This window comes from Methanomassiliicoccales archaeon (assembly GCA_038740345.1).
GTDB lineage: Archaea > Thermoplasmatota > Thermoplasmata > Methanomassiliicoccales > UBA472 > JAJRAN01.
In genome coordinates, this window is the sequence record JAVYMA010000001.1 from 35,486 (window position 1) to 49,894 (window position 14,409).

15 protein-coding genes are annotated in these 14,409 nt (G+C 55.7%); 12 read left to right on the forward strand and 3 right to left on the reverse strand.

All coding sequences use genetic code 11. The features are described 5' to 3' along the window. Positions 1–197 precede the first annotated feature (197 nt). The 3 genes from QW520_00185 to QW520_00195 form a co-directional block, all read right to left on the reverse strand. Entirely contained in the window at positions 198–1,370 is a 1,173-nt protein-coding gene (locus tag QW520_00185; GenBank protein MEM0448229.1) for an ATP-binding protein, read from the reverse strand. Between the two features lie 194 nt (positions 1,371–1,564). Then, positions 1,565–1,861 (reverse strand): hypothetical protein, encoded by a 297-nt coding sequence (locus QW520_00190; protein MEM0448230.1) that lies wholly within the window; start codon positions 1,859–1,861, stop codon positions 1,565–1,567. 6 nt (positions 1,862–1,867) lie between these two features. After that, positions 1,868–2,218, reverse strand: a complete 351-nt coding sequence (locus QW520_00195; GenBank protein ID MEM0448231.1) for a hypothetical protein — start codon at positions 2,216–2,218, stop codon at positions 1,868–1,870. Between the two features lie 613 nt (positions 2,219–2,831). Between QW520_00195 and QW520_00200 the strand changes: the two genes are divergently transcribed. The 12 genes from QW520_00200 to QW520_00255 all read left to right on the forward strand — a co-directional run bounded on the left by QW520_00200 (position 2,832) and on the right by QW520_00255 (position 14,405). Further along, complete coding sequence (locus tag QW520_00200) at positions 2,832–3,632, forward strand: 2-amino-3,7-dideoxy-D-threo-hept-6-ulosonate synthase (GenBank protein MEM0448232.1); 801 nt, start codon at positions 2,832–2,834, stop codon at positions 3,630–3,632. A 6-nt stretch (positions 3,633–3,638) separates the two neighbouring features. Further along, complete coding sequence (locus QW520_00205; protein MEM0448233.1) at positions 3,639–4,667, forward strand: 3-dehydroquinate synthase II; 1,029 nt, start codon at positions 3,639–3,641, stop codon at positions 4,665–4,667. Further along, complete coding sequence (gene aroE / locus QW520_00210) at positions 4,664–6,130, forward strand: shikimate dehydrogenase (GenBank protein MEM0448234.1); 1,467 nt, start codon at positions 4,664–4,666, stop codon at positions 6,128–6,130. The genes QW520_00205 and aroE overlap by 4 nt, the downstream gene beginning before the upstream one ends. After that, entirely contained in the window at positions 6,127–6,978 is an 852-nt protein-coding gene (locus QW520_00215) for a shikimate kinase (protein ID MEM0448235.1), read from the forward strand. The genes aroE and QW520_00215 overlap by 4 nt, the downstream gene beginning before the upstream one ends. After that, the gene (aroA, locus tag QW520_00220; GenBank protein ID MEM0448236.1) at positions 6,975–8,243 is read left to right on the forward strand and encodes a 3-phosphoshikimate 1-carboxyvinyltransferase; all 1,269 of its coding nucleotides are present in this window, start codon (positions 6,975–6,977) and stop codon (positions 8,241–8,243) included. The genes QW520_00215 and aroA overlap by 4 nt, the downstream gene beginning before the upstream one ends. Beyond that, positions 8,240–9,334 carry a chorismate synthase gene (gene aroC / locus QW520_00225; protein ID MEM0448237.1) on the forward strand — a complete coding sequence of 365 codons (1,095 nt, stop codon included), beginning with the start codon at positions 8,240–8,242 and terminating at the stop codon, positions 9,332–9,334. The genes aroA and aroC overlap by 4 nt, the downstream gene beginning before the upstream one ends. Next, entirely contained in the window at positions 9,309–10,385 is a 1,077-nt protein-coding gene (locus QW520_00230; GenBank protein ID MEM0448238.1) for a prephenate dehydrogenase/arogenate dehydrogenase family protein, read from the forward strand. Before aroC ends, QW520_00230 begins: the two co-directional genes overlap by 26 nt. Further along, a complete protein-coding gene (gene asd / locus QW520_00235; protein ID MEM0448239.1) occupies positions 10,382–11,446 on the forward strand; it encodes an aspartate-semialdehyde dehydrogenase in 1,065 nt (354 codons plus the stop codon). The genes QW520_00230 and asd overlap by 4 nt, the downstream gene beginning before the upstream one ends. Before the next feature lie 54 nt (positions 11,447–11,500). Then, complete coding sequence (locus QW520_00240) at positions 11,501–12,667, forward strand: homocysteine biosynthesis protein (protein MEM0448240.1); 1,167 nt, start codon at positions 11,501–11,503, stop codon at positions 12,665–12,667. Then, entirely contained in the window at positions 12,667–13,077 is a 411-nt protein-coding gene (locus QW520_00245) for a 4Fe-4S dicluster domain-containing protein (protein ID MEM0448241.1), read from the forward strand. Before QW520_00240 ends, QW520_00245 begins: the two co-directional genes overlap by 1 nt. A 204-nt stretch (positions 13,078–13,281) precedes the next feature. Further along, positions 13,282–13,674: a hypothetical protein gene (locus tag QW520_00250; GenBank protein MEM0448242.1), complete on the forward strand. Its 393-nt coding sequence runs from the start codon at positions 13,282–13,284 to the stop codon at positions 13,672–13,674. Next, a complete protein-coding gene (locus tag QW520_00255) occupies positions 13,671–14,405 on the forward strand; it encodes a UPF0280 family protein (protein ID MEM0448243.1) in 735 nt (244 codons plus the stop codon). The genes QW520_00250 and QW520_00255 overlap by 4 nt, the downstream gene beginning before the upstream one ends. Positions 14,406–14,409: the final 4 nt, after the last annotated feature.

Sequence of the window (14,409 nt, forward strand, 5' to 3'; positions counted from 1 at the left end):
TAGCGCCCAACAAGGTGTCACAAACCAAAGACCCCATTCAGCCTCCCAGATTTTTTGTGTTATATGCCTTTTCCTAGCTGACTTTGTTAATTTCGCGAAAAATTTGAAACATAAAAGTATGCCCACCCATACTTTGTATGGGTACCCCTACCCCTGAATTCCTTTAACCATGTTTCAGCTTCCATGACCAAAAATAACTATTCAGGCAGAGGATCCTCTCTAATCCCTTCACTTAAAAGTACATCAGATATCACATATCTGTTGTCAATCCTCATTACTATGCCCATATTACACAGATTTTTAAGAACGGTTGTAACAGCATGATTTGTTATTGATCGCGCCTCCTTGGTCTCAATCACAGACTTAATTTGCGACCAAGTGGCTGGACCTATTCTCGCGAGAAAATTCAGAGTAGCACCATAACGCCGAGACAAGGCCACAATCTTCAAAACCTCTTCCCTCGCTAGTTTTCCAGCCTCAGAAGCAACCTCATCTACAAGCTCCCTTGAACAATCATTTCTGTCTCGACACCTTACACCAAACAGCGTAAGCCACCCCGGAACCCCATCTAGCCTTTTGACAGCGTACTCTAACAATTCAGCGCTGGGCTCCAGCTTGATCTGCCTAAACCCAGAAACAAGGAAGTCCTTTGCCGTACTGGCAGAGAAATTTGTCATTTGAACTTGAACAAAATGTCTTCCGTACAAAGGAGAGTTAGGTTGATCAAGACCCAGGAAATCAAACAAGACGCCAACCTCTGAACCTGTCACCACGACCACAATATTATGGTAAGAGTCAACAACATGTGCAAGAAAATGGAGCATCCACTTATCTCCACGAATAACCTGGATTTCGTCATATGCAATCAAAAATTTTCTGTTCTTCTTTTCAGCCCACTTGTCGATCTCACTGAAAAGCTCAGCCAGGTCCACTCCTGCCTTACCCCACTCGAAGCTCAACTCGTTACCAAGAAATGACACGCCCTTCAAATGTTTTAAAGCCTCTGAAAAATCAGAGAGCCATTTTCGATTAATCTGTCTAAAAGCTGCTTCCAATCTCCGGACAATATCAGCATAAGAAGGATTAAAAGGCAATCCGCGCAAATCCAAAATGGCAAAAGGGCAATCACTCTCAACTAACGCAACGTTGACAAAAGACGTCTTTCCCGTCCGACGAAGACCAGTAACCACAATCAAAGATGAATAAGAAATTGCCTTGAAAAACTGTTTAAGTTCTTTCTCACGATTGTATAGATCTTCTTTTTTTGTTTTTGGCCGTGGATCAAAATACATGTTTGGGTACCCATACCTAGTATGGCTACCCATACTAATAAAGTTTTCAACATCAAGAATAAAATAATAATTAACCATCGTAAGTCTCAAAAAATGGGTTTACATAGAAGTCGCTATCGATTCTGAGCTTCAAAACCGATCCGCCCATAACGGAAAGACCCCACCATTTTCGTTAAGGCGAGAGGTGATGATTAATTCACTTTTTCTCAAGATTTTGTTTTGATTATAATCGCAGATGTACTCGAAGCCTGCTTTCGAAAGCTGGATAGCTCTTATTCTGTGTAGGCTGCTTTTACGTTGTATTCCTCGTATGTGAAGTTTATTATCTGGGTGTATTTGAGGATGTTCGTGATGTTACCGCGACCAAGAGATTTGCATAATGTGGAGTATGTTGAGGGGTTTGTGGTACTCCATGGTTGCATTCCGGTGGCGTAGCGTGTGAAAGATGATTTTGTTAGGCGCGGTTTTTTGCTGCCTATTGCTGCGATTTTCTGCCACTTTCCAATAAGTTCGTGGTGATTTTCAACTGGTTCCGCTGAAGACGCATTTTGAGGTTTTCGATAGGCCAAGTAAACTCATTCTTTTATGCATTGGAAGATTTTGAGTGTTCTTGAGTTGTTATGCTTTTCTAGCGTTATTCCTACAGTGTTGCGCTCGATGTCGATGTCTGTCCATTTGAATTGCCACGCTTCGCCCACATCTTGCGCCTGTTTTTCTAGGAGTTGAAGAAAGGCGCTTGTTTTGTTTTCGTGTCTGACGATTAGGTGATCGATTTCGCTTTCTGTTGGAATAAAGGGCAGTTTCTCCATTGCTACGTATTTCAGTAGGTTCCAGGTTCCGCCTACGCAAATGAGATGGCTGCTGTAGTATTCGAAGGTTTTTCTTTCCAACCGAAGTTCCAGTTTAGCATCGATAGAATTTTCCAAGACCCGACTGATGCAAAAACGGTATTAGAAATCAGCTCTAATATCATGATCTGCAATCAAGCCATTATACAATTTCCACATAAGAATCGTCTTTCAACCAACCTTTTAATTGATAAATTGTAAGCTATTGGTTTTTGCAAATAAAAGATAAGAAAAAATGGCTTTCATAGGACGAAATTTCTACACCCTCTTCGCACTGAGATGCCCCGTTTTAGGCATTTTCAGCTTCTATTTAGTCGTTTTCGAGGTAGGAAATCACACCAAGGACACTTGGATTTGAGGATTCCGAATCCCACCATATCATCTAGGGCTTCCAGGATATTATCTTATTATGAATATTTAAAAAAGGTTAGGTTAAGAAGAATGATGAGATTTGAATCTCGCAGAAGGAGAATGAGAAGCTCAACACTCTTCTCTTTCTCGTGGAATGAGCTGTTACGGATCGAGCCGGATGTCCAGATTAGGTCAGGAAAGGCATATGGCCTCTCCAAGCACAAGGTTATAAGGTGGCACCAACCTTAGCATTCATCATATCTACTTGCTCACGAAGAGGACCAACCTACGAAAGGGATATATGCGTGATACATATTGACACGGTGCGGAATAGGGGTGCATGACAATGCTGCTTGGCAAGAACGTGCGCATGGAGCGGATCATCGACCGAGGGACGGGGCGAGCGGTCATCGTCCCCATGGACCATGGTATGAGCATGGGGCCCATACAGGGCCTGGTGGACCTTCGCGGGACCATTGACATGGTCTCCCAGGGAGGGGCCACAGCCATAGTGCTCCACAAAGGGGCCGTTCCCTATTCCTATCGCTCTTACGGCCGCGACATCGGTCTCATCCTCCACTTATCCGCCTCCACTAATCTTGGCTCATGGGCCAATCACAAGGTGCTGGTGGCCACGGTGGAAGAGGCCATAAGGATAGGCGCGGACGCAGTCTCCGTCCATGTCAACCTGGGCAATGAGGATGAGCCGGAGATGCTCAAGGACATCGGGCAGGTCTCGAAGAGTTGTGCCGAATGGGGCATGCCTCTGCTTGTGATGGCATATCCCCGGGGGAAGGACATCAAGGACGCCTTCGACGTAGAGCTGCTGAAGCAATGCGCTCGTGTGGCCACGGAATTGGGGGCGGACATAGTCAAGACCAACTATACTGGTGACATTGATACTTTCCGCGAGGTCACGCGCGGAGCCTTGGCCCCCGTGGTCATCGCCGGAGGCCCCAAGATGGACTCGGATGAGAAGCTTCTGCAAATGGTCAAGGACTCCATAGAGGCGGGCGGCAAGGGAGTGAGCATAGGCCGCAACATCTTCCAGCATCGCAACGTGGTGGGCATCACGCGCGCCATCTCCTCCATAGTGCTGGATGACATGGAGGTCGAGGAAGCGCTCAAGTTCTTAAAGTGATCAGCCATGCCCAAGATCATTTGGGTCAGGACCGACCACCTGACCACCTACGAAGAGCGCAAGAAGGCGACCTCCAGCGCCTTGGAAGCGGGGTACGTGCAGATAGTGATCCGCCAGGAGGACAAGGAGCTCAAGCGCCTGGGACGGTTCGACGCTATCGTCCTGAAGGGCAAGGACCTGCTGCTGGAGGAGGAGAAGGTGGGCGAGCTTATTGAGGTGAGCTCCAACGAGGACCTGAAGCGAGCCTATGCCCTCAAGGACAAGGTGGAGCATCTGATGGTAGAGGCCAAAGACTGGCGCGTCATCCCTCTGGAGAACCTCATCGCCGAGTTCCAGAAGTCGAGGACGAAGATAATGGCCGTGGCCTCCACCCCTGAGGAAGCGAAGCTATTCTTAGCTACCCTGGAGGTAGGGGTGTCGGGCGTGGTGCTCCAGCCCTCGTCACCTTCCAAGCTGAAGGATTTCCAGGTGCTGCGGGAACAGGAGCTGCCTAAGATGCAGCTGAGCAAAGCCGTGGTGAGCAGGATCGCACCGGCGGGAGTGGGGGACAGGGTGTGTGTGGACACCTGCTCTATGCTGCGCGTGGGCGAGGGGATGCTGGTAGGCTCGCAATCCGCCTGCTTGTTCCTGGTCTGCTCGGAGAGCTTAGAGAGTGAGTATGTGGCCTCCAGGCCTTTCAGGGTCAATGCCGGTGCGGTGCACGCTTACATCCTCACCCCCTCAGGTAAGACGCGCTATCTCTCCGAGATAAGGAGCGGAGATGAGGTGCTGGCGGTGGATTCGGAGGGGAGGGGGCGCGCCGTGGTGGTGGGAAGGGCGAAGATAGAGCGCCGCCCGCTGTTGCTGGTGGAGGTGAAGGTGGGGGAGAGGAGGTTCACCACCATACTGCAGAACGCCGAGACCATACGCTTATGCTCCCCTCAAGGTCCCATCTCTATCTCTGACCTCAAGCCGGGACAGGAGATATTAGTCAAGGTGGAAGAAGGGGGAAGGCACTTCGGCCAGGCCATAACGGAGACGATCACCGAACTATGAGCAAGATATGCGTTTCTGTAATGGAGCAGGACTTGAAAGCGGCGGCCCAAGCCGTCCAAGCGGCCAAGGAAGGAGGAGCTGATCTGGTGGAGATAAGATTTGACGCCATGCCCTCCCTTCCTCAGGATCTCGCGTGCCTTAAGAGAATCGATATTCCCAAGATAGCCACGCTGCGCCTGGCTTCGCATGGGGGTAGATTCGAAGGAGGGGAAGAAGAGAGGCTGCGCTTCTTCCGCAAGTGCCTTCGCTCTGGCTTCGACCTTCTGGACGCTGAGCTTGGCTCGCAGCTCATGAAGCACCGCTACCGGGAGCTGAAGAGGGCGAGCATGATTTGCTCCTATCATGATTTTAGCGGCACGCCTCCGCCGTCAAGCATCGTGGAGAAGCTGGTCCTGGCTTCCTCCAAGGAGGCGTTGCCTAAAGCGGCCTTCATGATCAGGGGGGCGAGGGATTTGCTGAGCTTGGCCCGAGCGGCCAAGATGTACTCCGCCACGGGCAAGCAATTCGTCCTCATAGGTATGGGTGAGATGGGAGAGCTGACGCGGATCCGCGCTGATCGCCTTGGATGCGCTTTCACCTACGCCTCCTTGTGCAAAGGCAAGGAGACAGCACCGGGACAGATCGACCTGGCTACCATGCGTTCCTTTTCTAAAGACTCTATCGTGCTGGGGATAGTAGGTCATCCCTTGGGCCATACCCTCTCACCCACCATGCACCAGGCTGCGCTGAGAGCCGCTGGGATTTCAGGCAAGTATCTTCGCTTCGACCTCCCCCCCGAAGAGCTGGAGGATTTCATCGATGTGGTACTGGAATATGAAATCAAGGGATTCAACGTCACCATCCCCTATAAAGAATCCATCATTCCTCTCTTGGATCAGGCGGACTCGTCGGCAGAGGTGGTGGGCGCGGTGAACACGGTGGTGGTCAGGGGAGGTAGGCTGATAGGCCATAACACAGATGTGTACGGTATAGAGAGCACATTCAAGGAGAAGAGCATAGAGCCCCGCAGCAAGAGGGCCCTAGTCATCGGGGCTGGAGGAGCGGCCAGGGCGGCCTGCTCCTTTCTTACCTCCGCGGGCGCGGAGGTTTGGATATACAACCGCACCCAGGCGAGAGCTGAGGCGCTCGCCAAAGCCTTCCAGGGATGCGCAGCGCTGGGAGAGGATTCTTTGCGGAAAACGGAATTCGATATCATCATCAATTGCACCCCCGTGGGGATGGAGGGATTCCCGAAGCAGCTACCCCTACCCATCGAGACCCTACGGCCAGGCCAGTTCGTCATGGATACCATCTACAATCCTCCTGAGACCGAGCTTCTCAGGTTCGCTAAACAAAGAGGGGCTATAACGGCCAATGGAGAGAGCATGCTGGTGCATCAAGCGGCGCGTTCCTTCGCTCTTTGGACCGATGCCCAGGTAGGAGTTGAGGTGATGCTCAGCGCCATAAGGGAGGCGAGGGCATGAAGGGGAAGGGCAGGTCGCATGGAGCGGGGACCATAGTCAACGCCATCGCCGCGGGGAAAGGGGCAGCATTCGGCTTGAACCTGATTACTGAAGCCGAAGTAGAGCTGGACTACAGCAAGAAGATAAATGTGATCATCGAGGGATTCGAGGGGGAGCCTACCGCTTTGGTGGAGAGATGCGTACTCAACGTGCTCAACCGGGAGGCGCCGAGGCAAGGTTACGGAGCCACGGTGACGACCAGGTCGCAGATACCCATCTCCCGCGGGCTGAAGAGCTCCAGCGCCGCGGCCAACGCCGTGGTCCTGGCAACTTATGAAGCATTAGGAATAAAGGTGGACCCCCTTAAGGCGGTGCGCATCGGCACCAAGAGCGCCATCGAGGCCAAGGTGTCGGTCACAGGAGCGTTCGACGACGCCTGCGCCTCCATGCTGGGAGGCGTGGTGCTCACGGACAACAGGCGGGAGAGAGTGGTGAGACAGGACTTACTCCCGGCAGGCCTGGTAGCCGTGATACACGTCCCTGGTTATCAGGTGCGCAAGTCCTCCCTACCCTTGGATAGGATAAGAGCCATCGCCCCCGCCGCCGAGGCGGCCTTCGAGCGCGCCCGTAAAGGCCGTTACGCCGAGGCCATGCTCATCAATTCCCTGGCTTATTCCTCTGCCTTGGGACAGAGCCTGGATGCCATGTATCGCGCCTTAGGCGCGGGCGCCTATGCCGCGGGCCTATCTGGCACAGGACCAGCCACGGTCATTCTGGTGGAACGGGAAAAAGTAGGAATGATAAGAGAGCTCTTCCTACCCGAGGAAATCATGGTGGCAGAACTTTACCAACCGGAGGTCAAGAGATGAGGCTGGTGGTAAATCCATCTCAGGCCAGCGGTACTATCACCGCCTCCCCTTCCAAGAGCTATTCGCATCGGGCGCTGGCGCTTGGACTGCTCGCCGACGGGCGCTCGCAAATAAAGGAGGTGCTGCTCAGCGGTGATACCCTGGCCACTTTGAGCGCGACGCGCTCCTTCGGGGCCAAGGTGGAGATCAAGGGACCGAACGTGATCATGGATGGGGGGAGGCTGAGCTGCCCCGAGGATGTCATAGATTGCGAGAATTCAGGAACTACTATGCGCATCATGGCCGGGATAGCTTCCTTGCTTCCCTGTGCCACCGTACTCACAGGCGATGCTTCCATACGCAAGAGGCCGATGCAACCCCTGATTGATGCATTGCGCCAGCTGGGAGTGGAATGCTTCTCTACCCGCGGGAATGGATTGGCACCCTTGGTGGTGAGAGGGCCGAATAAAGGCACCAGATGCAGCATCAAAGGGGATGTGAGCTCGCAGTTCATCTCCTCCCTGCTCATCTCCTCCGCGTTGAAAGAGGTGGACACGGAGATAGAGCTCACCAGCCCCCTGAAATCCCGGCCTTACGTGGAGATAACCCTGGGCATGATGCGCACCTTCGGGGCCAGGGTGGAGATGAATGAGAAGGGGTTTGTGGTGGAGGGGCGGCAGAGATACGCTCCTCAGAACTATCGTGTTCCGGGCGACTACTCCTCCGCCGCCTTTCCCTTGGCCGCTGGAGCGTTAACCGGAGGTGTGTCCGTGACTGGCCTGGATCCCCAGGACAGGCAGGGCGACAAGCGCATCGTCGACATCCTAGAGGAGATGGGAGCGGAGGTGAGGAGGGGGCAGAGCTCGATTAGGGTGTCTCAGGGCGAGCTTGAAGGCATAACGGTGGACCTGGCGGACGCTCCCGACTTGTTCCCCATCGTGGCCGTGATAGGCACCCAGGCCAAGGGCACGACGGAGATCGTCAATGCTGAGCATGTGCGCCTTAAGGAGAGCGACAGGATCCGCGCCACCACGAACTTCCTCAAGGCCATGGGGGCGGAGGTGCGCGAGACCAGGGATGGCTGCTTGACAAAAGGCCCTGCAAGACTGCACGGTGCCATCGTGGACTCTCTCGAGGACCACCGCATACTCATGGCCGCGGCGGTGGCAGCCATGGTGGCGCAGGGAACCACCTCCATCACGCATGGCGAATGCTTCAGGATATCATACCCTAGATTCCTGGAGGACATGAGAAGCCTAGGGGCAGACATGAGGCTGGTGGAATGAACAGCTATGGCCATAGCTTTCGTGTGACCCTATTCGGCAGCAGCCATGGAGTAGGGGTCGGCTGTGTGGTGGATGGCTGTCCTGCTGGCATCACCCTCACCCAGGACATGGTGCAGAGGGAGATGGAGCGGCGCCGCCCTTCTCCAGAGATCGGGACTCCCAGGGCAGAGGAGGATATGGTGCAGCTGCAATCCGGCATCTGGGAGGAGCAAACCACCGGCGCGCCCATACAGATCTTCATAGTCAATAAGGACCAGGACAGCTCCAAATACGCAGAGTTCTCGACCAGGCCGAGACCGGGGCATGCAGACTATCCCGCTCTCATGAAATACGGCCCCGCGCACGACATACGCGGCGGAGGCCAGTTCTCAGGGCGCATGACCGCGCCTTTAGTTGCGGCAGGGGCCATCGCCAAGGCGGTGCTGGCAGAGGGGGGCGTGAGGATCGCTGCCTACACCCTCTCGATAGGCGAAGTAGTCGACTACCAGGAGCGGCGCCTGGAAGATGTACTTGATGTTGTCTATAAGAGGCCGACGCGCGCCGCCAGCGACGAGCTCGATAGGCGCATGTACTCCGCGATATTGGCGGCCAAGGAAGCGCAGGACTCGGTGGGAGGGGTGGTGCGCTGCCTGGCGGAAGGGTTGCCCGTGGGAGTGGGTGAGCCCTTCTTCGACACCCTGGATGGGGAGCTGGCCAAGTTCATTTTCGCCATTCCCGCGGTGAAGGGCGTGGAGTTCGGCAGCGGCTTCTCCTCTGCCAGACTTAGGGGGTCGCAGAACAATGACGCCTATCGCTTCGAGGGAGGGAAGGTGGTGACGACGACCAATAACGCTGGCGGCGTGCTGGGAGGGATGAGCAACGGCATGCCCTTGGATTTCAAGGTGGCTTTCAAGCCTACCGCTTCCATTCCCCGAGAGCAGAGGACGGTGGACCTTAGCGCGGGAAAAGAGGCCATGCTTAAAATCGAGGGAAGGCATGACCCATGCATAGTGCCTCGCGCCGTGGTGGTCGTGGAGGCGGCCACGGCATTGGTGCTGGTGGACCTGATGATAAGGGGGGGCTTCATTGCCAGACAACGTCGATGCCATTAGATGGCACATAGAGGAAGTGGATAACCAGATAATGGACCTGATCGCGGAGCGCATGCGCTTGGCCCTGCAGATGGGGCAGTATAAGGTGGGCAAGGGCATGCCGGTGAGGCATGTGCGGGTGGAGGAGCAGGTGGAGGCTCGCTACGTCTCCAGGGCCAAACAGGCAGGGATATCGGAGGAGGCGGCTCGCCGCATCGCCCGGATACTAGTCCATGAGAGCGTGGACGCGCAGTTCCGCATTCCCCATGCCGAGCCAAGGAGGATTACGGTGGTAGGAGGCTCAGGGAAGATGGGCGCCTGGCTCTGTCGGCATTTCGATTCGCAAGGCCACAAGGTGATGGTAAATGACATAGTATCCTCCACCTTCTTCCCCTATGAGAACGACCTCAAGAGGGCGGTGTCGCGCGCCGACGTGGTGGTGCTTGCCACCCCCATATCCAATTCCAAGGACATGCTGGAGAAGGTTATAGCCCTTAAGCCTAAGGGATTGGTGTTCGACATATGCTCCATCAAGGACCCCATCCTCCCTGCCTTGAGGAAGGCTGTGGATAAAGGTATCACTATCGCTTCGGTCCATCCCATGTTCGGTCCGGAGACCATCTCCATATTGGACAAGAATATACTGATATGCGATTGCGGCTCCTCGGAGGGGACGGAAGGGGCCAAGGCCCTCTTCTCCGACACTGGGGCCAACGTCCACACCATCAAGGTGGAGGAGCATGACCGGCTCATGTCCATAGTGCTAGGCATGTCACACGCCCTGAACTTAGCCTTCTTTACCGCCTTGAGCAAGAGTGGTTATTCGCGCGAGGAGCTGGATAGGGCTGCCTCCACTACCTTCCGCCATCAGGCCTGCACCGCTGCTCGGGTGGCCATGGAGAACCCAGAGCTTTACTATGAGATACAGCATCTCAATCCGCATACGCGAGAGTCCTTCGACCTTATGGTCAGATCGCTGGATGAGGTCCGCCAGGCGGCCATGGCCGAGGAAGGAGAGGAGTTCGAGCGTCTTATGGAGACGGGACGGAAATATTTCGGAGGGACAGAATGAGCAGGGTGAGAGTAGCGGTCCTGGGAGCGACAGGCATGATAGGTCAGCGCTTCGTGCAGCTGCTGGAAGGGCATCCTTGGTTCGAGATGGAAGGGCTGTATGCCTCGGAGAGATCGGAGGGGAAGAGGCTGGCCGAGGTGAATAAGGTCAAGGATCACATCTTCAAGCCTGAGACTCTGCAGCGCAGAATAGAGCAGATCGATATCCCCAAGATAGCCAAGAACTGCAGGGTGGCGTTCTCGGGGCTGCCTTCCGAGGTCGCAGGGGAAGTGGAGACCAAACTGGCGGAGGCGGGAGTTGCGGTTTTCTCCAACGCCTCCGCCCATCGCATGGATGCCGACGTCCCCATCCTCGTCCCCGAGGTGAATGCTGAGCATCTCGAGATCGTCAAGGAGCAGAGGACCTACCCCCGTGGGGGATTCATCGTCACCAACGCCAACTGTTCCACCACAGGCATGGTCTTTCCCCTGAGGGCGTTGCAGGATGCCTTCGGTGTGGAGCAGGTGGTCGTGAGCACGTATCAGGCCGTTTCCGGCGCAGGCTATCCAGGCGTGCCTTCATTGGATATCCTCTCCAACGTCATCCCGTACATAAAGAATGAGGAGGAGAAGATGGAGGAGGAGACGGCGAAGATCCTGGGAACCTATCACCTCGGCCAGATACACAAGGCAGAGATACAGGTGCTGGCATCATGCGCCAGGGTGCCCGTGCACGACGGCCATCTGGAGGCTTTGACGGTGAAGACCAGGAGAGAAGCTAACCTGGAGGAGTGCATGCGCGTGATGAGAGACTTCCGCGGTGAACCGCAGCGTCTGGATCTGCCCTCAGCCCCCAAGCATCCCATCATCGTGCGTGAGGAGCCTGACCGCCCTCAGCCCCTATGGGATGTGAACGCGGGCGAGCCCGCTAGGGCCAAGGGGATGGCGGTCACCGTGGGACGGGTGCGAAAGAAGGATAAGTACCTCAAGTTGTTCCTCCTCTCTCATAACACCATCCGAGGAGGGGCAGGGGGTTCGGTGATAAACGCCGAGCTGGCCTATGCCCAAGGGATGTTGGGCTAGAAGGGAGCTAATGACGATGGCAGCGCTCATAGAGCATGGGACCGGGGCGGCAAGATGAAGCGCACTTACGAGGAGATAAACCAGAAGATCAAGAAGGGAGACGCGGTGGTCATGACCGCGGAGGAGGCGATCGAGCTGGTGCAACGGGAGGGGGTGGCCAAGGCCACCAAGGAGGTGGACGTGGTCACCACCGGCACCTTCGGGGCCATGTGCTCTTCTGGTGCCTTCATAAACTTCGGGCACTCGGAGCCCCCGATAAAGATGACCAAGGTGTGGCTGAACGACGTGCCTGCCTATACTGGCATAGCGGCCGTGGATGCCTATATAGGCGCCACCGAACTGCGCGAGGATGGCAATATGGAGTATGGCGGAGCGCATGTCATCGAGGATCTTATCGCCCGTAGGCCAGTGAGATTGAGGGCCATCTCCTACGGAACCGATTGCTATCCGCGCAAGGAGATTGACACCTACATCTCGTTGATGACGGTGAATCAGGCTTACATGTTCAACCCCCGCAACGCCTACCAGAATTACGGGGTGGCGACCAATTCTTCAGAGCGCACCTTGTTCACCTATATGGGCAAGCTGCTGCCCAAGTTCGGAAACGCCACCTATTCCAGCGCGGGACAGCTCTCGCCTCTCCTGAAGGACCCTCACCTGCGCACCATCGGCATAGGCACGCGCATCTTCCTGGGAGGGGCGCAGGGCTACGTAGCCTGGGAAGGTACACAATACCGTACCACCACGCCTGAAAGGAACGGGGTGCCCATAGGAGCTTCGCGCACCCTGGCGGTCATAGGCGATCTTAGAGAGATGAGCACGGAATTCGTTCGCGCCCTTACCTATCATAAATATGGCACCACCTTGGGAGTGGGCATAGGCGTGCCCATTCCCATATTGGACGAGGATCTGATGCGTTCCGCCGCGGTCAGGGACGAGGAGATCTTCGCCCCTGTTTTGGACTACGCCGTGGCCTCGCGCGATCGTCTTCCCATACACGAGGTTTCCTACGCCGAGCTGCGCTCGGGCAGCATCGAGATATCGGGCAAGAGGGTGCGGACCTCCTCCCTCTCCTCCTATGCCAAGGCCAGGCAGATAGCCGAGACGCTTAAGGATTGGATTCAGAAAGGGGAGTTCCTGCTGACCGAGAAGGTGGCATCACTGCCCGAGGAAAGGAGCATGAGGAGATTGGACATGCGCTCGCGCGAGGAGGTTTCCTGATGGCTGTGCGCAAGTACCTGCTCACCTTCACTCCAGAGAACGTCTCGGAGCCGATAACCTATAGACTGGTGAAGGAATTCGATCTTATGGTTAACATCCTCCGCGCCGAGGTGGATGAGTCGGGTGGAAGGCTGATGATCGTCCTGGAAGGCAGCGGCATGCAGATAGAGAGAGCGGTACGCTATCTGGAAGCCTCACACGTCCAGGTGCAGGAGCTTAAAGAGTACATACGCAAGGACGAGGCCCGCTGCACCCATTGCGGAGCCTGCATCTCCATCTGCCCGGTGAGAGCCTTCGTCATGGACGGGAAGACGTTCAAGGTATCCTTCCTGAATGAGAAGTGCATCGCCTGCGGCATGTGCGTGGACGCCTGTCCTCCGGGAGCCATAAGGCTGAGAGCTCAGGTGTGAGCATTCATCGCTGCGGGCCATAGAGCTTCCAGGTTTTACTTATGAAGCGTCCTCAGAAAAATGCGGGTGACCCGGACTTCCATTCTCGGCGCATCTAGGAGCGAGCTTTGATGACTTTTCCTGTCCACAGCGGACTGGATCGTTGGGCGATCGAAGATAAGGCGCCCTCTAAAAGGCTGTCATAATCAGGGCATTCAACACGACATGCCCTTTCAGGCAGCCAATGCGCCGACTCTGACCTGCTTTGTCATGGAACATCTGACCTTGAGTATCCCCTCAGGTCAGGAAAGTGATAAATTTATTATCGGACTTCAGCGATGCCCCCTGCACTGCCTTGAAGAGAGGTTTGTCGATATGCGCACCAAGCTGCTATCCTTCGCCCTGATCCTGTGCCTGGTTTCTGTTGCGATGCTGTTCCTCGCCTCGCCCGCGCTCGCGGCTGAGGAGGGGGGAGGGCATGAGGAAGAGCATGAAACCCCCGGGAGCGAGAACGGCATCATCGTGGCGCTGGGCGGTGCCATAGGAGTGTATGGCTTCATTTTCTTCATCGTCTTCAACATCCTCAGGAAGAGGAAGAAGGCAAAGGTAAAGCAGTGACCGCCGACCAGGTGCGAGAGCGCTTCCAGCTGGGCGAGACCGCCGTGACCATCTTGGCCGAGGAGCGTTTCCTGCCTTTGGCCAAGGAATCTATTTTCCGCTGTCGGGAGGATATCCTGCGCTTCATATCCCAAGACCCTTTCTTCCGTGACACCCTGGAGCCATATGAAGCACCTGCGAACGCTCCTGAGATAGTGAGGAGGATGAGCGTGGCCTCAGCCCTGGCCGGAGTGGGGCCCATGGCAGCGGTCGCAGGGGCCATAGCTCAGGAGGCGGTTAGAAGCATGGTGGAGGCAGGAGCCAGGCATGCCATAGTAGACAATGGCGGCGACATTGCCATGTTCCTCTCTGAGGAGGCAGTGGTGGGGATATACGCAGGTGAGTCGAGATGGAACGGGTTGGGCATGCGCTTCCCTGGGGATGAGAGGCATGTCTCGGTCTGCACCTCCTCGGGAACGGTAGGACCCTCCATATCATTCGGAATGGCGGACGCGGCAGTGGTGGTGGCGGAGGACGCGGCCTTGGCGGACGCCTGCGCCACTCGCCTGGGGAACGAGGCGAAGTCGGCGGAGGAGAAGAGCATGAGGAGGGCGGTGGAGCTCGTGGCTCGGATCCCAGGCGTAAGGGGCGCGCTCCTCATCATAGGGGAAAGGATGGCATGCAAAGGAGATCTCCCCCCCTTGGTCCTGACGAAGGTCGACCTGAAGGAGGTTTCGAGACCTATAATATGAAGCT

Coding starts and splice junctions, on each gene's coding strand:
- QW520_00185 (MEM0448229.1), bottom strand. CDS start 1,370: ATGGTTAATTATTATTTTATTCTTGATGTTGAAAACTTTATTAGTATG.
- QW520_00200 (MEM0448232.1), top strand. CDS start 2,832: ATGACAATGCTGCTTGGCAAGAACGTGCGCATGGAGCGGATCATCGAC.
- QW520_00205 (MEM0448233.1), top strand. CDS start 3,639: ATGCCCAAGATCATTTGGGTCAGGACCGACCACCTGACCACCTACGAA.
- aroE (MEM0448234.1), top strand. CDS start 4,664: ATGAGCAAGATATGCGTTTCTGTAATGGAGCAGGACTTGAAAGCGGCG.
- QW520_00215 (MEM0448235.1), top strand. CDS start 6,127: ATGAAGGGGAAGGGCAGGTCGCATGGAGCGGGGACCATAGTCAACGCC.
- aroA (MEM0448236.1), top strand. CDS start 6,975: ATGAGGCTGGTGGTAAATCCATCTCAGGCCAGCGGTACTATCACCGCC.
- aroC (MEM0448237.1), top strand. CDS start 8,240: ATGAACAGCTATGGCCATAGCTTTCGTGTGACCCTATTCGGCAGCAGC.
- asd (MEM0448239.1), top strand. CDS start 10,382: ATGAGCAGGGTGAGAGTAGCGGTCCTGGGAGCGACAGGCATGATAGGT.
- QW520_00240 (MEM0448240.1), top strand. CDS start 11,501: ATGAAGCGCACTTACGAGGAGATAAACCAGAAGATCAAGAAGGGAGAC.
- QW520_00245 (MEM0448241.1), top strand. CDS start 12,667: ATGGCTGTGCGCAAGTACCTGCTCACCTTCACTCCAGAGAACGTCTCG.
- QW520_00250 (MEM0448242.1), top strand. CDS start 13,282: ATGCCCTTTCAGGCAGCCAATGCGCCGACTCTGACCTGCTTTGTCATG.